The following is an 18,852-nucleotide window of genomic DNA, read 5'->3' as shown; positions in this document are numbered from 1 at the left end:
GCTCCGGGCAGTGTTTGGCCCTTTTGACCCACGGGGTTCCTGACCAGGAGGAAGGAGTCCAGGGTCCTTCCTGCAAGGGTCGGGTGGGTGGTGAGCCAAAGGCGCCAATCACTCCCGCCCACCTCACTCCTGAGGCAGATGTGACAGCAGAGGCACACCCTTCGCTCCCTGGCCCCTCAGCCCCCGCTCTTCTCATCAACACGCTCTGCTCGCCCCTCCGATGCCTGCCGCCCAGCCCACTTCAGGGTCCGCGCCCCCTCCACTCCCACCGGGCCGCCTGCCGCTAAGCCGGCCCGGCGTGCTGGCGAGGTGCCAGCGCGTCCCACACACTCCGGCCAGCCCTGCCACCCACCCGGCGCACACCCCTCCACCCCCACCGGGCCGCAAGCCGCTAAACCGGCCCGGCGTGCTGGCGAGGCGCCAGCGCGCCCCCACATCCCGGCCCGCCTGGAAACCCGCCCAAGGGATTGACAGGGCCCGGCCCCCCGTCTTTCCGGGCCGCCCGCGCGCTTCTCACCCGTGCTGGAGCGGCCCGGGGTCAAGGGTGGCCCGAAGGGCCATCGCCGAAGGCGACGCGGAGCGACAGCGCAGCGCCCTTGAGGCCGGGGCGTGGAAGCACGACCCTGGCAAAAGAAGCGGGCGGCCCCCACGGCAACCCCTTCAGCAGGGCTCCGCAGCAACGCGCGCACGTCGCTCACCGCATCGGCGGTTTGATCTCGCCCGCGAAGACGATGATCTGGTCGATGAGGCTTCGGCGGAGGTGGACTACGTCCGTTCCCGCCAGGCGGGGGCCTTCGTCCGGGGTGGTGAAGACCCACTGGTACCTGGCCCACTCGTCCGGCATGTCCACCGCCGAGCAGCGCACCATCGTGCCGGCGCCCGCCGGGTGGCGTCGGATGTCGAGGACGAACTGCTCGACCGCCTCGATCCCCTCGCTGCGACCCAGCGGGCCCCAGAAGACCACGTCCGAGGTCAGCGCCTGGGAGAGCAGCGACGTCACATAGCTGTCGTCCGAGGCGTTGAAGGCGGAGATGAACGTGTCGATCGCTGACCGCGCGGTCTCTTCCTGCATGTACCAGTAGTACCAGCCGGGGTGGGGGACGGGAGGGCGCTCAGCAGACCGAGTGGGTGCTGTTGATCAGGGTGTTGTTGCGGAACGTGGTGTTCGTGCCGCAGGGGTACTCCCGGATCGCCGAGTCGGTCACCGTCAGGTTCTGGATGGTGATGTTGTCGTTGTTCGGGAACTCCGTGCGGGCCGCCAGGCGGATCTCGCCGCCGCCCGTCACCGTGCCGCCCTGCGCCGCGACGTTCACGTTGTAGCAGTTCTCGATGAGGATGGCGTTGTTGCCCGTGTGGGAGAGGGTGATCCGGTCGATGACCGCGCCGCCGCTCTCCGAGACGCAGAAGACGCCTCGACCGCCGCCGCGGGCCACTACCTCGCCGACACGGATGTTGGTCGGGTAGCCGCTGCCCACCCTGCCGTTGCGGTTGGCCATGCGGAAGGCCGCGTAGCCCGTGCCGGTGCCCGCGCCGTCCGCGTCCACCTTGCCCACGACGGCGTTGACGGTCTGGTTGAGGAGCAGGCCCGAGTAGCCGACGTTCCTCGCCGTCACCGTACCGATCGTCAGGCCGTCCACTCCGTACGTTTCCACCGCGTGGTTCGAGGCGCCGGAGACGTAGGCGTTGTCTATGCGGACGTTGCGCGTCCACTGCGAGGTGTCGCCCCTGTTGTCGATGCGGATGCCCAGGCCCGACGACAGGCGCATGTCTATCTGGCCCAGGGTCGCGTTCACGACGTTGCGCATGAAGACGCCGTAGAGCGGGGTGCCGGTGACATTCAGGTGCCGGACCTCCACGTCCCTCGTGCCCCTGGAGTAGACCGGGGCCTGGTCGCCCGAGCCGGAGCCGGTGACGTTGATCGTGCCGCAGACGTCCAGGGCGGTGTAGGAGGGGAGGCTGATGCGGGTGGACGCCGGGATGCTGCCCGAGCCTCGGACCACCACCCGTTCCTTGGCCGTGCGGCCGGACGTCAGGCTGTTGATCGCCGACTGGACCGCCGTACGCATGTCCGTGCCCGTGTAGACCGTGCTGCCGCCCCGGCGGGCCGTCCAGGTGCTGCCGTTCAGGGTGGCCTCCGCGTGGTACGTGCCCTCGCCGCAGGCAGCCGCCGCTGCCGTGGGGGCGGTGGTGAGGGCGCCCGCAGCGGTGAGGAGAGCCGTTGCGGTGGTGGCGGCCAGGAGTGCGGCTCTGCGTCCCATGAGAGTCCGGTGTCCTTCCGTCGAACCGGTTCGAGTGAATCGATTCATCCTGTGGGGTGGGGGAGTTTGGCAACGGGGTGGCGAAGCGTCAATGGGGGCGGCACTGATCGGTACGGGACGGCGTGGACGGGAGAGACTCGGGTTATGCGGACTGCTTACAGCGTGGAGACCGTCAGGGCGGCCGAGCGGGTGTTGATGGCACGGCTCCCGGAAGGGGCCCTGATGCAGCGGGCCGCCGCCGGGCTCGCCGCCGCCTGTGCCGAGTTGCTGGGGAAGGTGTACGGGCGGCGCGTCGTGCTGCTCGTGGGGAGCGGGGACAACGGGGGTGACGCCCTGTACGCCGGGGCGCGGCTCGCCCGGCGGGGGGCGGGGGTCGCCGCCGTGCCTCTCGATCCCGAGCGGGTGCACGGGGGTGGGCTCGCAGCCCTGAGGAGGGCCGGGGGGCGTGTCGCCTCCGTCGAGGACGCCCCGGCGCTCATCCGGCGGGCCGACCTCGTGCTCGACGGGATTGTCGGCATCGGGGGGAAGGGCGGGCTCCGGGGGGTCGCCGTCGAGTTGGCCGAGGTTGCCCGGAAGGGGCCCGGGGCCGTCGTCGCCGTCGATCTGCCCAGTGGGGTCGACGCCGACAGCGGGGAGGTGCGGGGGGCCGCCGTACGCGCCGATCTCACCGTGACCTTCGGGGCGTACAAGCCGGGGCTGCTCGTCGATCCCGCGCGGGAGTACGCCGGGGTCGTGCGGCTCGTCGACATCGGGCTGGAGTTGCCGGAAGGCGGCGGTCAGCTGGAGGCCCTCCAGCACGCTGACGTGGCCCGGCTGCTGCCCGTACCCGGCGCCGAGAGTGACAAGTACCGGCGGGGTGTCGTCGGGATCGCGGCCGGGTCCGCCCGGTACCCCGGGGCCGCTGTCCTGGCCGTCGCGGGGGCGTTGCGCGGAGGCGCCGGTGCCGTGCGGTACGTCGGGCCCGCCAAGGACGCCGTGATCTCGCGGTTCCCCGAGACGCTCGTGTCGGACCAGGGGCCCCGGCACGCCGGTCGCGTGCAGGCGTGGGTCGTGGGGCCGGGCGCCGCCGACGACGCCTCCGCCGTGGGTGAGGTGATCGCCGCCCACGTGCCGGTGCTGCTGGACGCCGACGGGCTGCGGTTGGCCGACCCCGACGCCGTACGCGCGCGTACCGCGCCCACTCTGATGACGCCGCACGCCGGAGAGGCCGCCGCCCTGCTCGGCGTCGCCCGTGAGGAGGTCGAGGCCGGGCGGCTGGACGCCGTACGCGCACTCGCCCGGCGGTATCGGGCGACCGTGCTGCTGAAGGGGTCGACCACCCTGGTCGCCGACCCGGAGGGCGGGGCCGTACGGGTGAACGCCACGGGGACGTCGTGGCTGGCCACCGCCGGGAGCGGGGACGTGCTGTCGGGGCTCGTCGGGTCGCTGCTCGCGGCCGGTCTGTCGGCGTTGGACGCGGGGAGCGTGGGGGCGTATCTGCACGGGCTGGCCGGGAGGTTCGCGGCGGACGGGGCTCCCGTGGGGGCGCATGACGTCGCGGAGGCGGTTCCGGGGGCCTGGCGGGACGTGTGTGACTGACGGGGCGTGGCGGACTGAAGGGGCCTGGCTGGCGGTAGTGACGCCGCCGTGCGCAGGCCCCCTCCCGCCCGGCACGCGGGACCTCGTGTCAGTGCCCTCTGAGAGACTGGGCGCGATGACTGAGACAGCACTTCTGCCGACCGCCCCGCTGCGCGCCCGCGCCGAGATCGACCTGGCCGCGCTGCGGGCGAACGTGCGTGCCCTGCGGGGGCGGGCTCCGGGGGCGGCGCTGATGGCCGTCGTGAAGTCGGACGCGTACGGGCACGGTGCCCTGCGCTGCGCGCGGGCCGCCGTCGCGGCGGGGGCGAGCTGGCTGGGGACGGCCACGCCGGAGGAGGCGCTGGTCCTGCGGGCCAGGGGCGGGCTGCCGGACGACGTGCGGATCATGTGCTGGCTGTGGACGCCGGGCGGGCCCTGGCGGGAGGCCATCGACGCCGGTCTCGACGTGTCCGTGAGCGCGATGTGGGCGTTGCGGGAGGTCAGCGAGGCCGCGCGGGCCGTCGGGCGGGCGGCTCGGGTGCAGCTCAAGGCCGACACCGGGCTCGGGCGCAACGGCTGTCAGCCGGGGGACTGGGCGGAGCTGGTCGGCGCCGCCCTGGACGCCGAGCGTGCGGGGCTGCTCCGGGTCACCGGGCTGTGGTCGCACTTCGCCTGCGCCGACGAGCCGGGGCATCCGTCCATCGCGGCGCAGCTCGGCGCGTTCCGGGAGATGGTCGGGTACGCCGAGCGGGAGGGCGTGCGGCCCGAGGTGCGGCACATCGCCAACTCGCCCGCCACCCTGACCCTGCCCGAGTCCCACTTCGACCTCGTCCGGACGGGGATCGCGCTGTACGGCATCTCGCCCGGCCCCGAGGTCGGCGTCCCGGCCGACTTCGGGCTGCGGCCGGTGATGACCCTGTCCGGCTCGCTGGCCCTGGTGAAGCGCGTACCGGCGGGGCACGGTGTCAGTTACGGGCACCACTACACGACGCCGGGTGAGACGACCCTGGGCCTCGTGCCGCTGGGGTACGCCGACGGGGTACCGCGGCACGCCTCCGGTGCCGGGCCGGTGCTGGTCGGCGGGAAGTGGCGGACCGTCGCCGGGCGGATCGCGATGGACCAGTTCGTCGTCGACCTGGGTGGCGACGAGCCCGCGGTGGGTGCGGAAGCGGTGCTGTTCGGGCCCGGTGACCGCGGGGAGCCCACCGCCGAGGACTGGGCCCAGGCGGCCGGGACCATCGCGTATGAGATCGTCACCCGCATCGGGACGCGCGTTCCCCGCGTCTATGTGGACGAGGCGGCGGAGTGAGCGGCCATGTGGGTGAAACGTCCGGGTGAGTGCCCGGGGCACGTGAGCGGACCGCCGGACGGGTAACTCGCAGAGGGGCACGGCAGCGCGGCAGGGACGGGTACGGCGAAGAGGAGCGGTACGTGAGCGAGAGCACTGCGGAGGGTGTCGCGGACGCGGCTGCCGCGGCCGTCGCCTCCGCCACGGGGGCCGCCGCGGGGAGCTGGCGCAGGGCGACCGGCATAGCGGGCACCGCGATAGGCGTGCTGGCCGCGGGTGCGGCGGCGGGCGTCGCCATCGAGCGGCTGACCGTCGGGCGCGGGATGCGGCAGCAGGCCCGCCTCGCGCTGGACTCCGCCGGTCCGTACGGCGCCCTGCGCGGGCTGCCCGGCAAGGCGTACGCAGAGGACGGCACCGAGCTGTACTTCGAGGTGGACGACGTCGACCCGGAGGCGCAGCTCGCGCCCCGCAGGCGTCGGCTGTTCGGCCGTAAGGCGCCCGCCCCGGTGACCGTCGTGTTCTGCCACGGGTACTGCCTCAACCAGGACTCCTGGCACTTCCAGCGGGCGGCGCTGCGCGGTGTCGTGCGGACCGTGCACTGGGACCAGCGCAGTCACGGGCGGTCCGGGCGCGGGGTGGCGCAGCTCCAGGAGGGGCGGCCGGTCAGCATCGACCAGCTCGGGCAGGACCTGAAGGCGGTGCTCGACGTGGCCGCGCCGGAGGGGCCGCTCGTGCTGGTGGGGCACTCCATGGGCGGTATGACGGTCATGGCGCTGGCGGCCCAGTACCCCGAGCTGGTGCGGGAGCGGGTCGTCGGGGTCGCGTTGGTGGGGTCGTCGTCGGGGCGGCTCGGCGAGGTCAACTTCGGGCTGCCGGTCGCCGGGGTGAACGCGGTGCGGCGGGTGCTGCCGGGGGTGCTGAGGGCGCTGGGGCAGCGGGCCGAGCTGGTGGAGAAGGGGCGGCGGGCGACCGCCGACCTGTTCGCCGGGATCATCAAGCGGTACTCGTTCGCCGCCCGTGAGATCGATCCGGCGGTGGAGCGGTTCGCCGAGCGGATGATCGAGGGGACGCCGATCGACGTCGTCGCGGAGTTCTACCCGGCGTTCACCGAGCACGACAAGACCGAGGCGCTGGTGTACTTCGCCGACATACCGGTGCTGGTGCTGGCCGGGGTGCGGGACCTGGTGACGCCCAGTGAGCACAGTGAGGCCATCGCGGACCTGCTGCCGGACGCCGAACTGGTCCTCGTACCGGACGCCGGGCACCTGGTGATGCTGGAGCACCCGGAAGTGGTCACCGACCGGCTCGCGGACCTGCTCACGCGCGTGGGTGCCGTGCCCGCAGGGGCTACCGTAAGTGGCTATGGAAGCACCAGCAGCACCGCACGACCCGGCTGAGAACCCGGCTGAGAACCCGGCTGGGAACCCTGAGAACCCGGTGGGGAATCCGGGTGAGACCCCGGCGGGGAGTCCGGCTGAGACCGCGTTGGTCGTCACCTCGCCCGAGCAGATGCGGGACCTGGGCCGTCGGCTCGCCAAGCTGCTGCGCGCCGGTGACCTCGTGATGCTCAGCGGGGAACTGGGCGCGGGCAAGACGACCCTGACCCGTGGGCTCGGCGAGGGGCTCGGCGTCCGGGGGGCGGTCACCTCGCCGACCTTCGTGATCGCCCGGGTCCATCCGTCGCTCGGGGAGGGGCCGCCGCTCGTCCACGTCGACGCCTACCGGCTCTCCGGCGGGCTCGACGAGATGGAGGACCTGGATCTCGACGTCTCGCTGCCGGACTCGGTGATCGTGGTCGAGTGGGGCGAGGGCAAGGTCGAGGAGCTGACGGACGACCGGCTGCACCTCGCCATCCACCGGGCCGTCGGGGACACCACCGACGAGGTGCGCCACGTGACCCTCACCGGGATCGGGGAGCGCTGGGCCGGGGCCGACCTCGGCGTGCTCACCGCCTGAGCGGCGCGCACGGGCCTCCACCGGATTCCGCGTGCCCACCGCCTGACCTCAGCGTTCACCGTCACGGCCGCCACCCCTCGCGTTTTCCGACACGTTGTCGGGACCTTGTTGCGCGGGGTGCCTTCGGCGTGTTCAGATGGTATCCAGCGTTGGTTAGGTATACCTAACCGCATCCGCCCCCGCACTTCAGGAGGCGCCCCATGACGGTCAGCGAACGAGACGAGGCCCCCCGCGTGGTGCCCGGGTTCCCCGACGGCGTGTCCATGCGCGACCTGCTGGCGTCCTGCGCCGCCGCCGACCTCATCTCCCGGCCGCCGCGCGACCCGGAGCCGTACGGCGGCTCGGCACCGGTCGAGCGGGCGCGCGAAGCCGCCTGAAAGAGCCTGGGGCGCTACGGGATCACGACCACCCGGCGTCCCACCGTCGCGAACGCCCACATCGCGTCGCCGTCCGCCCGCGTCTCCCGGATGCCGCCCGTGCGCGCGCTCGGGCCGGGTGCCGGGATCGCGCCCGGCACGGCGGCGCTGAAGCCGACCGTCACCCCCTCCACGGTGGCGAAGCGGACCACGTGCTCCACGGGGACGCCGTCCGAGCCGGTGATCCGGCCCGAGCGGGACGACACGGTGTAGGCGCCCGGCGCCGGATCGACCGCGCTGGGCGCGACCCGGAAGGTGCGCCGGACCGTGCCGTCGTCCTCGACCAGCCAGACCCGGTCGTCGTCGAGGGAGTACACGACGCGTCTGCCCGTGCCGGAGTGGGCGGGCAGCGCCGTGGGGTGCCGGACGTCGCGGGGGGCCTTGGACGCCAGCGCCGCCAGGGACGCCGCCGCCTGCGGGCGGGTGAACGCGAGGGGGACGTCGGCGGACGCCTGGTAGGTGAGGTACCCGACCGCTCCGAGGGCCGCCGCGGTGAGCCCGACCACGATCCCCGAGCTGCTGCTTGCCACCTTCGTCCACCTCTGCCTCGTATGTCCGGCCGGGTCTGCGGCGACCGTAGCAGTGCGGGCGCCCCCGACCCGGGCGGCCGTGCGCGCGGCGCGGGAGCCGTAGGCTGTTCGCGTGCTCTTGCTCGCTCTGGATACCGCCACCCCCGCCGTGACCGTCGCCCTGCACGACGGCACGGACGTCCTCGCCTCCGCCGGTCAGGTCGACGCACGTCGCCACGGTGAGCTGCTGCTGCCGACCGTCGACCGGGTGCTCCGGGAGGCGGGGCGCTCACTGGACGCCGTCACCGCGATCGTCGTGGGCACCGGTCCCGGCCCGTACACCGGGCTGCGGGTCGGGCTGATGACCGCCGACACCTTCGGGCTGGCGCTCGGCGTGCCGGTGCACGGCGTGTGCACACTGGACGGACTGGCGTACGCCGCGGACCTGCCCGGCCCGTTCGCCGTGGCCACCGACGCCCGGCGCAAGGAGGTGTACTGGGCGCGCTACGCCGACTCGCGCACCCGGCTCACCGACCCGGCCGTGGACCGGCCCGCCGACATCGCCGAGCAGGTGGCGGGGCTGCCCGCGGTCGGCGCGGGCGCGCTGCTCTACCCCGACACGTTCCCGCAGGTCCACGAGCCCGAGCACGTCTCCGCCGCCGCGCTGGCCCGGCTGGCGGTGGAGCGGCTGGCCGCGGGGGAGGAGCTGGCGGCGCCCCGGCCGCTGTACCTGCGGCGGCCGGACGCCCAGGTGCCCAAGAACTACAAGGTGGTCACGCCCAGGTGACCGCGCCCGAGACGACTCCCCTGCTCCTGCGTGAGATGCGCTGGTGGGACATCGGCCCGGTGCTTGAGCTGGAGCGGGACCTGTTCCCCGAGGACGCCTGGTCGCGGGGCATGTTCTGGTCCGAGCTGGCCCACGCGCGCGGGCCCGGGGCGACCCGGCGGTACCTGGTCGCGGTGGACGGCCACCGCGTCGTGGGGTACGCCGGGCTGGCCGCCGCCGGTGAGCTGGCCGACGTGCAGACCATCGCCGTCGCCCGGGACCGCTGGGGCACCGGCCTCGGCTCCCGGCTGCTGACCGAGCTGCTGCGGGCGGCGACGGCCTTCGAGTGCGCCGAGGTGATGCTGGAGTGCCGGGTCGACAACGCGCCCGCGCAGCGGCTGTACGAGCGGTTCGGCTTCGAGGCCGTCGGCTTCCGGCGCGGCTACTACCAGCCGGGCAACGTGGACGCCCTGGTCATGCGGCTCACCGACCCCGCCCACTCCGTACCCGACACGCCCCCCGACTCCGAAGGAACCGAGTCCCATGGCTGACGAACCCCTGGTCCTGGGGATCGAGACCTCCTGCGACGAGACCGGCGTCGGTGTCGTCCGCGGCACCACCCTGCTGGCCGACGCGATCGCCTCCAGCGTCGACGAGCACGCCCGCTTCGGCGGTGTCGTGCCGGAGGTCGCCTCCCGGGCGCACCTGGAGGCGATGGTCCCCACCATCGAGCGCGCGCTGAGGGAGGCCGGGGTCAGCGCCCGCGACCTCGACGGCGTCGCGGTGACCGCGGGGCCCGGGCTCGCGGGTGCGCTGCTGGTCGGGGTGTCGGCGGCGAAGGCGTACGCGTACGCGCTGGGCAAGCCGCTGTACGGCGTGAACCACCTGGCCTCGCACATCTGCGTCGACCAGCTGGAGCACGGCCCGCTGCCCGAGCCGACGATGGCGCTGCTGGTCAGCGGCGGGCACTCGTCGCTGCTGCTGTCCTCCGACATCACCTCCGACGTCCGGCCGATGGGCGCCACCATCGACGACGCGGCGGGCGAGGCGTTCGACAAGATCGCCCGGGTGCTGAACCTGGGCTTCCCGGGCGGCCCGGTCATCGACCGGTACGCGCGCGAGGGCGACCCGGCGGCGATCGCGTTCCCGCGCGGGCTGACCGGGCCGCGCGACCCGGCGTACGACTTCTCCTTCTCGGGGCTGAAGACCGCCGTGGCCCGCTGGATCGAGGCCAGGCGGGCGGCGGGGGAGGAGGTGCCGGTGCGGGACGTGGCGGCCTCCTTCCAGGAGGCGGTCGTCGACGTGCTCACCCGCAAGGCCGTACGGGCCTGCAAGGACGAGGGCGTCGACCACCTGATGATCGGCGGCGGTGTGGCCGCCAACTCGCGGCTGCGGGCGCTCGCCCAGGAGCGGTGCGAGGCGGCCGGGATCCGGCTGCGGGTGCCGCGGCCCAAGCTGTGCACGGACAACGGCGCGATGGTCGCCGCGCTCGGCGCCGAGATGGTCGCCCGGAACCGGGCCGCCTCCGCCTGGGACCTGTCCGCCGACTCCTCGCTGCCGGTGACCGACCCGCACGTGCCCGGCCCCGGCCACGACCACGCGCACGAGGTGAGCGGGGAGAACCTGTACTCGTGACCGTCGCCCTGATGTGGGAGGCGCGGGCGGTGCCCGGCCGGGGAGCGGACCTCCTCGCCTGGGCCCGCGCCCAGGAGCTGGCCGGGGAGCCGCTGCGCCGGGAGGTCTTCCGCGCCCCGCAGGACCGGGTCCTCGTCATCACCTGGTGGGACGCGCCCTACGACGCCGACCTGCCCGAACTGCCGGAGCCCGACCAGGGGCTGACCAGCCGCCCGGTGCACCGCTGGCGGTTCGAGTCGGTGGCCGAGGGGCCTACACGCTGACGTCCGGTCAGGTCAAGGCCGTACGCCGGTAGTTCAGCCGTACGGGGCTGACGGGCGCCGCCGTCCGCCGGGGCGGCGTACCGTACCTGCCCGGCAGGCCCCGGTCGGCGTACCGGCCGGGGCGCAGTTCCCGAGGGACGGGGCCACAGTGGCCGATCCACAGGTGTCCATGAACCACGCGGACGTGTTCATCGCCGGCGCCGGGCCGGTGGGCTGCGCGACCGCGCACGCCTTCGCCGACCAGGGCTGGCGCTCCCTGATGGTCGAGGTCTTCGAGCAGCCGACGCCCCGGCCGACGGCGGAGATGATCTTCCCGCCGGCCCTGGAGCTGCTGGACCGCTGGGGGGTCGAGCTGCCGCCCGAGCGGCGCGTGCGCGGCACCGGTGTCACCCTCTACGAGCACGGCGGCGGCGAACCCGTGGAGCTGCGGTTCCCGCCCGACGCCCAGCCCCTCGTCACGCCGTACCCGGACCTGGTCCAGGCGATGCGGGACAGCCTGATGGACCGCATGGAGGCCGAGGTGCTCTACGGCGTCCAGGTGCTCAACGTCGAACTCGACGGCTCGGTCCACACCACGCGCGGCAAGTTCGACACCCAGTTCCGCGCCGATCTGCTGGTCGGCGCCGACGGCCGCTGGTCGACGGTGCGCCAGCGGATGTACGGCGACGTGCCGCAGGCCGTCACCTCGCACACCGCCTCCCTGATGCTGGAGGGCACCGGGCTGACCGGCTACGAGCAGGCCCGGGTGATCACCGACGAGCACGGGCGCTGCGCCCGCGTCCACGCGATGGGCCGCGACCTGCTGGGGATCGCCCTGGACCTCCCCGAGGAGCGGCCCCCGGACGACGACGTACGGGCGTACCTGGAGAAGCACTACGTGCCGATGCTGCCGCCGGAGCTGCACGACCCGCTGCTCCGGGCGGCCGGGGAGCCGGAGCGGATCACCTGGTCGGGGGAGGGGATCCGGCTCCGGAGGACCTACGAGTACGGCCGGATCTCGATGGTCGGCGACGCGGTCGGCCACCAGCACCCGCTGCTCGGCATCGACTTCACCATGGGCGTCGAGGACGCGGTGTGCCTGGCCAGGTACGGGCGGGCCAACGGGTACGACCGGGCCCGGCCGGAGGACTCGGCGGGCATCGAGTACGCGGCGCGGCACTTCTTCCAGGCGCTGACGGCCCGTACCCCCGAGACGGTGGGCGTGCGCCGGCTGCTGTGGGAGCAGTTGCGGAGCGGTCCCGCCGCCCGCGAGGCCGCGATGCGGCTGTTCAGCGTGGATGTGCGGGCGACGGGACTGGTACCGGTGTTCAACGTGCTGGAGGAGTACCGGGAGCGGCGGAGGGCCGAGGCCGACGTCTCCTCCTGAGCCGACCCGTGCGGGGTTCACCCTGCGGCCGTCACCTCCGTCTCGCACCGCAGTCGCCGGTCCACGCCCACCTCGCGGCGCGGGCCGGTCAGCGTCAGGCGCGCGGTGTGCCGTACGTCCGCGCTGGAGGCGGCGAGGCGCAGTTCCAGGGCGCCGGGCTCGACGACCCGGCGGCCGGTGCGGTCGGTGAAGGCGGACAGGTCGGTGTGGAACCGGAAGGTCACGCGGGCCTTCTCGCCGGGGGCGAGGCGCACCCGCTGGTAGCCGACCAGCCGGACGTCGGGGCGGGTGACGCTGGCCACCGGGTCGTGCAGGTAGAGCTGGACGACCTCGGCGGCCTCCCGGTCACCGGTGTTGGCGACGTTGACAGCGATGTCGTAGGAGGCGTCCGTGCCGATCTCGGTCTCCTCGGCGCCGCCGAAGTCCGTCCACGCGAACGTCGTGTACGAGCGGCCGTGGCCGAACGGGTACAACGGCGTCGGGTCGAGGTTGCTGACCTCGCCCGCGAGGCCGAGCGGGGGCTGGAGGTAGGTCCAGGGCTGGCCGCCGGGGTCGCGCGGGACGCTGACCGGGAGGCGGCCGGAGGGGGTGACGCGGCCGGAGAGGACGCCCGCGACGGCGGGGCCGCCCTCCTCGCCGGGGAAGAACGCCTGGACGGCGGCGGCGAGGTGGCCGTGCCAGCGGCCGAGGGCGTAGGGGCGGCCGGTGAGCAGCACCAGCACCACCGGGACGCCGGTGGCGACGAGGGCGTCCAGGAGTTCGCTCTGGGCGCCGGGCAGCCGCAGGTCGGCGGCGTCGCAGCCCTCGCCGGAGGTGCCGCGGCCGAAGAGGCCCGCCTGGTCGCCGAGGACCGCCACGCAGACGTCGGCCTCGGCGGCCCGCGCGACCGCCTCCTCGATGCCGGAGGTGTCCGGGTCCGCGACGCCGCAGCCCTCCGCGAAGGTCACCTTGGCGTCGGGCAGCTCGGTGCGGAGCGCCTCGATGACGGTCGGGATGGTGATGCCCATCGGCTTGTCGGGGTGGTGGGTGCCGACGTGGGAGGGGAAGGAGTAGCAGCCGAGCATGGCGAGCGGGTCGGCGGCGCGGGGGCCGACGACGGCGATCCGGGTGTCCGGGGCCAGCGGCAGCACGGCGTCCGGGTTGTCGAGGAGGACCACCGACTCCTCGGCTATCCGGCGGGCCAGGGCGCGGTTGGCGGCCGAGTCCAGGTCGATGCGCTCGCCGGGCTCCGACTGCCAGTCCTCGTCGAGCAGGCCCAGCTCGCACTTCTGGAGCAGCACGCGGCGGGCCGCCCGGTCGATGAGCCGCTCGGGGACGTCGCCCGCGCGGACCGCCTCGGTCAGCGCGTCGCCGTAGCACTTCGGGCTGGGCAGTTCGACGTCGATGCCCGCTTCGAGGGCCGCGTGCGCCGCCTCGGCGGGGGTGCCCGCGACGCGGTGCAGGGTCTCCAGGAAGCCGACGCCGAAGTAGTCGGAGACGACGGTGCCGGTGAAGCCCCACGTGTCGCGGAGGAGTTCGGTGAGGAGGTGGACGTCGGCGGAGGCGGGCACGCCGTCGGTCTCGTTGTACGCGGCCATCACCGAGCGGGCGCCGCCCTCGCGCAGGGCGAACTCGAACGGGGGCAGGGTGATGTCGGCGAACTCGCGGACGCCCGCGCGCACGGGCGCGAGGTTGCGGGCGCCCGCGGAGGCGGCGTACCCGGCGAAGTGCTTCAGGGTGGCGACGATCCCCGTCGACTCCAGGCCCCGGACGTAGGCGGCGCCGACGGTGCCGACCAGGTACGGGTCCTCGCCGATGGTCTCCTCGACCCGGCCCCAGCGCAGGTCGCGTACGACGTCCAGGACCGGGGCGAGGCCCTGGTGGACGCCGACCGAGCGCAGGTCGCGGCCGATGTGCTGGGCCATCTCCTCGACGAGCGCGGGGTCGAAGGTGGCTCCCCAGGCGAGCGGCACCGGGTAGGCGGTGGCCTGCCAGGCGGTGAACCCGGCGAGGCACTCCTCGTGCGCGAGCGCGGGGATGCCGAAGCGGCCCGCCTCGCTGATCCGGCGCTGGGCCAGGGCGAGGGCCTGGGCGCCGGTCGCCGGGTCGACGGGGGCGGTGCCGAAGGGGCGGGTGAGCTGGCCGAGACCCCGGGTGACCAGATCGTCCCAGTCGAAGTCGACGGTCATGTCGTGCTGGTGCGGGGCGACTCCGTCGCCGTCCGTGGCGGCGCCCACCCACACCCCGTACAGCTGGGCGGTCTTCTCCTCCAGAGTCATGCGGGCGAGGAGGTCGTCGACGCGGGCGGCGGCGGGCAGGGCGGGGTCGCGCCAAGGGGCGGTGGTCATGGAACTCCAGTCGTTGAGAGGCGTCGTCAGAGGGCGGGTGCGGGTGCCGGGTCCTATTTGCCGCCCACCCCCATCAGGCCGCTGACCAGGGCACGGCGGGCCACCAGGTAGACGACGAAGATCGGGATGCCGGAGAGGACGACCGAGGCGAGCAGCGCCGGGATGTTCACGCCGAACTGGCTGACGTAGTTGAAGATGCCGAGCGTGAGCACGCGCGGGCCGTCGGACTGGGTGAAGATCAACGGGAACAGGAAGTTGTTCCATGCCTGGAGCGCGGAGTAGATGACGACGGTGCTGATACCGCCCTTGGCCAGCGGGATCGTCAGCTGGAACAGCATCCGCAGGGGTGACGCGCCGTCGAGGGCCATGGCCTCGTACATCTCCTCGGAGATGTCGCGCAGGGTGCCGACGAGCACCAGCACCGAGACGGGCATGGCGAAGGCCGCCGTCGGGAGGATGACGGCGAGCAGGCTGTCGTAGAGGCCGAGTTCGGAGATGATCAGGTACAGCGGGACGACGACCGCCTGCGCGGGGATGGCCACGCCGAGCAGAAAGACCCGGAAGGCGGTGCCCGACCAGCGGTTGCGGGTGCGGACGGCGACGTAGGCCAGCGGGATGGACAGCACGAGGACGAGGGCGACGACGGACACCGCGGCGATCGCGGTGTTCGTGAGCAGGTGGGCGAAGTCGCTCTCGAGGACGGTGTTGTAGTTGTCGAGGGTGGGGTTGCTCGGGGGCTTGAGCGGGTTGCCGGTGAGGGCGTCTTCCTGGCGGGTCAGGGACGCCGACAGCATGGCGTAGACCGGGATCAGGACGATCACCAGCCAGACCAGCGAGCCGAGGCCCGCGACCGGGTTGGCGCGCCTGGTCCAGTGGCGGCGTCGGCGGCGGTGCGCGCTGTTCATGTGCTGGGGCGAGGATCCACGGGTCCTGGCGGGGCGCGGCAGTGTGTCGTGCGACATGACGTCACATCCCTTCGCGGGTGCTGCGCATACGGCCGAAGCCGGTCAGCCGGACCAGCAGCAGGGACAGGCCGGTGGCCACCAGGACCAGGAAGGACGCGATGGCGCTGGCGTAGCCGAAGTCGTAGTTGCGGAAGCCCGCCTCGTACATCAGGTACGGCAGGATCGCGGTGTCGGTGCCGGGGCCGCCCTTGGTGAGGATCAGGACGGTCTCGAAGTAGGTCAGCGAGCCGACGATGATCAGCACCGAGGAGGTGGTGATGGTGTGGCGGAGCTGCGGCAGGGTGATCGAGAAGAACTGGCGGTAGCGGCCCGCGCCGTCGATGGCCGCCGCCTGGTAGAGCACGGCGGGGATCTGGCGGGCGCCGCCCTGGTAGATCAGGGTGTGCAGCGGCATGAACTGCCAGCCGCCGACGAACACGATCGCGAGGAAGGCGCCGTTGGTGGAGCCGAGGGTGTCCTTCTGGATGATGCCGAAGTTCGGGTCGAGCAGGGCGTAGAACAGGATGGCGACGGCGGTGGACGACAGCAGCAGCGGCGTGAAGTAGATCGCGGACAGGATCGCCCGGTTGCGCTGCGGGCCCGCCGCCCAGACGCCGAGCAGCAGGGCGACGACGGTCTGGAACAGCCAGCTGGTGACGGTCAGCAGGATGGTCAGCGTCAGGGACTGGGTCAGGCGCGGGTCGTCCAGGAGCCGCTGCCAGTTGTCGAAGCCGACGGGCTGCGGGTCGGTGAGGCCGTCCCACTTGGTGAAGGACAGGTAGAACGCCAGCGCCATCGGGACGATCGCGAAGAACGCGAAGAACAGGACGGCGGGCAGGGCCCAGGCGGCGTGCGGACGCCCCACCCGGGTCCTGCCTGACCTGCCGGTCCGTGCGGTCTTCTCAGGGACCGTAACGCTCACTTCAGCCCCTTGCAGGCATCCACGAACTGCTGCGGGGAGGACTTCCCCGCGAACAGCTTGCTGATCTCGGTGTGCATCTTGGTGCCCAGCTCGTCGCCGAGCGCCTGGTCCCAGGAGAGGGTGAACGCGGTGGCCTTCTCGACCATCTCGTACTGGAACTTGGCGAACTCCGGGTTGGGCGCCTTGTTCAGCAGCAGGGCCGCGTTGGAGGTGGTCGGCACGTCTCCGTTGGCGACCAGGTCCTTGGCGTACTGCTGGGAGGCGCACTCCCTGAGGAAGGCGATCGCGGCGTCCTTGTTGCCGGCGCGGCTGTGGATGGACCAGTAGTTGGTGGGGTTGCCGACGACGTTGCTGATGTCGCCGGTGCCGCCCTCGACGCTGGGGAAGGCGGCCCAGCCCAGGTTCTTCTTGGCGAAGTCGGGGAACTTGCCGAGCTGGGTCGAGTACTCCCAGGAGCCCATCAGGTGCATGGCGGCCTTGCCCTTGGCGAAGACCGCGGGGGCGCCGCCGTTGACGTAGGACACCGAGGTGAACTTGGAGCCGAAGGCGCCGTCGTCGACGAGTTCCTTCACCAGTTCGGCGGCCCGGAGCATCGCCGGGTCGCCCCAGCCCTCGAAGTCGCCGTTCTGGACGCGCCGGAAGACCTGCTCGCCGCCGATGCGGTCGACGAGGTACTCCAGCCACATCAGCTCGGGCCAGGTGTCGGAGCCGCCGAGCGCGAAGGGGGTGATGCCCGCCTTCTTCAGCTTGGCGTTGTTGTCGAGGAGCTGGTCCCAGGTGGTGGGCGGCTGGAGCTTGTGCTCCTCGAAGACGGACTTGTTGTAGAAGAGGATCACCGGCTGCATCCCGCGCATCGGGATGCCGTAGTGGTGGCCGTCGAGGTCGCCGGCGGAGAGCACCGAGGGCAGGAAGCCGTCCTTGAGGACCTTGTCGTCCTCGATGATCTCGGTGAGGTCGACGATCTTGTTGGCTTCCTTGTACGGCTTGATGGAGCCGCCGCCCCAGTTGAAGAACAGGTCCGGGGCGCTGGGCGAGCCCATGGCGGTGCGCAGCTTGGGCGAGTAGTCGGAGCCGGGGATCCGCTCCAGCTTGATCTTGCCGCCCGCCTTCTTGGCCGCGGCGGACTTGTTGAACCGGTCCACGGCCGCCTGCTGCACCTTCACCGCGTCGTCGCCGTAGACGAACGCCGTGAGGGTGCCGCCGCCGCTGCCGCCGGAGCCGTCGCCGGATCCGCAGGCGGTCAGACCGGCGCCGAGCAACGTGGTCGCGCCGGCTCCCAGGACCCAGCGCCTGCTGAACGTCCGGCTGTCCTGGCCTGCGCCGCCGGGCCGCCCGCCGTTGGACTGCCCTCTTGTGGACTCCATGACCGCACCTCTCGCGAATGTCGAGCACGTGGATGAGCGTTGGTTCGGGCGCCACCGGAGCGGTGCGGGTCCCGGCACGTGCTGCGACACTGCTTCCGGCACGTGATGCGGTCCCGTAACGCGAATGTTTCGGATGACGTTCCGAATGTTTTGGGGAACCTATGGCGCCGCAGGGGGTCCGTCAAGAGGGCGTGCAGAGATACGATCGCCAGCATGACTGCCCCGGAACGCGCTCAAACCCAGACGACAGGACGGTCCCCGCAGACCGCGACCCTCGCCGAGATCGCCCGTGAGGCCGGTGTGTCCGCGCCGACTGTTTCGAAGGTCCTCAACGGCCGCGCGGACGTCGCCCCGGCGACCCGCACCCGCGTCGAGGAACTGCTGCGCACCCACGGCTACCGGCGGCGGCGGGCCGAGGCGACCCGCTCGCCCCTGCTCGACCTGGTCTTCCACGAGATGGAGAGCGCCTGGGCCCTGGAGGTCATCCGGGGGGTGGAGAACGTCGCGCGGGACGCGGGGCTGAGCGTCGTCCTCTCCGAGAGCGCGGGGCGGCTCACCCCGGGCCGGACCTGGGCCGACCAGGTCGCCGCCCGCCGCCCGCACGGGGTGATCCTGGTCCTGTCCGAGCTGGACGAGTCCCAGCGGGCGCTGCTGACCAGCCGCTCCATCCCGTTCGTGGTGATGGACCCGGCCGGCGACCCCGGCACCGACGTGCCGTCCATCGGCGCCACCAACTGGCAGGGCGGCCTCGCCGCCACCCGGCACCTGGTCGAACTGGGCCACACCCGGATCGGGGCGATCACCGGGCCGTCCCGGATGATGTGCAGCCGGGCCCGCGTCGACGGCTACCGGGCCGCCCTGGAGACCGCGGGGCTGCCGGTCGACCCCGACCTGATCAGGCCGGGTGACTTCCACCACGAGTCCGGCTACCGGCTGGGGCTCCAGCTGCTGCGCCGCGAGGACCGGCCGACCGCGGTCTTCGCCGGGAACGACCTCCAGGCGCTCGGGCTGTACGAGGCGGCGCGCGAGCTGGGGCTGCGGATCCCGGAGGACGTCAGCGTGGTCGGCTTCGACGACCTGCCGGTGGCCCGCTGGGTGGGCCCGCCGCTGACGACCGTACGGCAGCCCCTCACGGAGATGGCGGAGGCGGCGGCGCGGCTGGTGCTCGAACTCGGGCGCGGGGACGACGCGACCTCCGCGGCGACCCGGGTGGAGCTGGCGACCAGTCTGGTGGTGCGCAGCAGCACGGGGGCGCCGCCGTTCTGACGCCGGGAAGCGGTG

The 18,852-nt window shown here is 73.0% G+C and carries 18 protein-coding genes; 11 read left to right on the top strand and 7 right to left on the bottom strand.

Annotated elements, in window-relative coordinates; all coding sequences use genetic code 11:
* Window positions 1–694: 694 nt before the first annotated feature.
* Both ABZ659_RS18275 and ABZ659_RS18270 read right to left on the bottom strand, forming a co-directional pair.
* Window positions 695–1,072, bottom strand: coding sequence for a nuclear transport factor 2 family protein (locus ABZ659_RS18275; protein WP_360220512.1), 378 nt, complete (start codon window positions 1,070–1,072; stop codon window positions 695–697).
* Window positions 1,073–1,112: 40 nt separating this feature from the next.
* On the bottom strand, window positions 1,113–2,258 hold the full coding sequence (locus ABZ659_RS18270) for a hypothetical protein (RefSeq protein ID WP_360220509.1): 1,146 nt from the start codon (window positions 2,256–2,258) through the stop codon (window positions 1,113–1,115).
* Window positions 2,259–2,402: 144 nt separating this feature from the next.
* Between ABZ659_RS18270 and ABZ659_RS18265 the strand changes: the two genes are divergently transcribed.
* The 5 genes from ABZ659_RS18265 (at window position 2,403) to ABZ659_RS18245 (ending at window position 7,436) form a co-directional block, all read left to right on the top strand.
* A complete protein-coding gene (locus tag ABZ659_RS18265; protein WP_360220506.1) occupies window positions 2,403–3,836 on the top strand; it encodes an NAD(P)H-hydrate dehydratase in 1,434 nt (477 codons plus the stop codon).
* Between the two features lie 115 nt (window positions 3,837–3,951).
* Window positions 3,952–5,124, top strand: coding sequence for an alanine racemase (alr, locus tag ABZ659_RS18260; RefSeq protein WP_360220503.1), 1,173 nt, complete (start codon window positions 3,952–3,954; stop codon window positions 5,122–5,124).
* A 122-nt stretch (window positions 5,125–5,246) separates the two neighbouring features.
* Window positions 5,247–6,500 carry an alpha/beta hydrolase gene (locus tag ABZ659_RS18255; protein ID WP_360220500.1) on the top strand — a complete coding sequence of 418 codons (1,254 nt, stop codon included), beginning with the start codon at window positions 5,247–5,249 and terminating at the stop codon, window positions 6,498–6,500.
* Window positions 6,466–7,059 carry a tRNA (adenosine(37)-N6)-threonylcarbamoyltransferase complex ATPase subunit type 1 TsaE gene (tsaE, locus tag ABZ659_RS18250; RefSeq protein ID WP_360220497.1) on the top strand — a complete coding sequence of 198 codons (594 nt, stop codon included), beginning with the start codon at window positions 6,466–6,468 and terminating at the stop codon, window positions 7,057–7,059. The genes ABZ659_RS18255 and tsaE overlap by 35 nt, the downstream gene beginning before the upstream one ends.
* 200 nt (window positions 7,060–7,259) lie before the next feature.
* A complete protein-coding gene (locus ABZ659_RS18245; RefSeq protein WP_360220494.1) occupies window positions 7,260–7,436 on the top strand; it encodes a hypothetical protein in 177 nt (58 codons plus the stop codon).
* Between the two features lie 14 nt (window positions 7,437–7,450).
* Here ABZ659_RS18245 and ABZ659_RS18240 read toward each other — a convergent pair whose 3' ends face one another.
* On the bottom strand, window positions 7,451–8,005 hold the full coding sequence (locus ABZ659_RS18240; protein ID WP_360220491.1) for a hypothetical protein: 555 nt from the start codon (window positions 8,003–8,005) through the stop codon (window positions 7,451–7,453).
* 112 nt (window positions 8,006–8,117) lie between these two features.
* On the opposite strand from ABZ659_RS18240, the gene tsaB reads away from it, so the two are divergent.
* The 5 genes from tsaB to ABZ659_RS18215 all read left to right on the top strand — a co-directional run bounded on the left by tsaB (window position 8,118) and on the right by ABZ659_RS18215 (window position 12,014).
* A complete protein-coding gene (gene tsaB, locus ABZ659_RS18235) occupies window positions 8,118–8,771 on the top strand; it encodes a tRNA (adenosine(37)-N6)-threonylcarbamoyltransferase complex dimerization subunit type 1 TsaB (RefSeq protein WP_360220488.1) in 654 nt (217 codons plus the stop codon).
* A 35-nt stretch (window positions 8,772–8,806) separates the two neighbouring features.
* Window positions 8,807–9,301, top strand: coding sequence for a ribosomal protein S18-alanine N-acetyltransferase (gene rimI / locus ABZ659_RS18230; protein ID WP_360220557.1), 495 nt, complete (start codon window positions 8,807–8,809; stop codon window positions 9,299–9,301).
* Window positions 9,294–10,385, top strand: coding sequence for a tRNA (adenosine(37)-N6)-threonylcarbamoyltransferase complex transferase subunit TsaD (tsaD, locus tag ABZ659_RS18225; RefSeq protein ID WP_360220485.1), 1,092 nt, complete (start codon window positions 9,294–9,296; stop codon window positions 10,383–10,385). Before rimI ends, tsaD begins: the two co-directional genes overlap by 8 nt.
* Entirely contained in the window at window positions 10,382–10,648 is a 267-nt protein-coding gene (locus ABZ659_RS18220) for a hypothetical protein (protein ID WP_360220482.1), read from the top strand. Before tsaD ends, ABZ659_RS18220 begins: the two co-directional genes overlap by 4 nt.
* Before the next feature lie 169 nt (window positions 10,649–10,817).
* Window positions 10,818–12,014: an NAD(P)/FAD-dependent oxidoreductase gene (locus ABZ659_RS18215; protein WP_360220479.1), complete on the top strand. Its 1,197-nt coding sequence runs from the start codon at window positions 10,818–10,820 to the stop codon at window positions 12,012–12,014.
* Window positions 12,015–12,031: 17 nt separating this feature from the next.
* Here ABZ659_RS18215 and ABZ659_RS18210 read toward each other — a convergent pair whose 3' ends face one another.
* The 4 genes from ABZ659_RS18210 to ABZ659_RS18195 form a co-directional block, all read right to left on the bottom strand.
* Complete coding sequence (locus ABZ659_RS18210) at window positions 12,032–14,341, bottom strand: glycoside hydrolase family 3 N-terminal domain-containing protein (RefSeq protein ID WP_360220476.1); 2,310 nt, start codon at window positions 14,339–14,341, stop codon at window positions 12,032–12,034.
* A 53-nt stretch (window positions 14,342–14,394) separates the two neighbouring features.
* Entirely contained in the window at window positions 14,395–15,246 is an 852-nt protein-coding gene (locus ABZ659_RS18205) for a carbohydrate ABC transporter permease (protein WP_360220554.1), read from the bottom strand.
* Between the two features lie 61 nt (window positions 15,247–15,307).
* Window positions 15,308–16,207 (bottom strand): sugar ABC transporter permease, encoded by a 900-nt coding sequence (locus ABZ659_RS18200; RefSeq protein WP_360220473.1) that lies wholly within the window; start codon window positions 16,205–16,207, stop codon window positions 15,308–15,310.
* The gene (locus ABZ659_RS18195; RefSeq protein WP_360220470.1) at window positions 16,204–17,571 is read right to left on the bottom strand and encodes an extracellular solute-binding protein; all 1,368 of its coding nucleotides are present in this window, start codon (window positions 17,569–17,571) and stop codon (window positions 16,204–16,206) included. The genes ABZ659_RS18200 and ABZ659_RS18195 overlap by 4 nt, the downstream gene beginning before the upstream one ends.
* A gap of 213 nt (window positions 17,572–17,784) precedes the next feature.
* Here ABZ659_RS18195 and ABZ659_RS18190 point away from each other — a divergent pair, with 213 nt between their 5' ends.
* Window positions 17,785–18,837 (top strand): LacI family DNA-binding transcriptional regulator, encoded by a 1,053-nt coding sequence (locus ABZ659_RS18190; protein ID WP_360220467.1) that lies wholly within the window; start codon window positions 17,785–17,787, stop codon window positions 18,835–18,837.
* The last annotated feature ends 15 nt before the right edge of the window (window positions 18,838–18,852 follow it).

Source organism: Streptomyces sp. NPDC006997, from assembly GCF_040635175.1.
Classification (GTDB): domain Bacteria; phylum Actinomycetota; class Actinomycetes; order Streptomycetales; family Streptomycetaceae; genus Streptomyces.
Note: the sequence above shows the minus strand (reverse complement) of the source record. Positions and strands in the feature narration are given on the sequence as shown.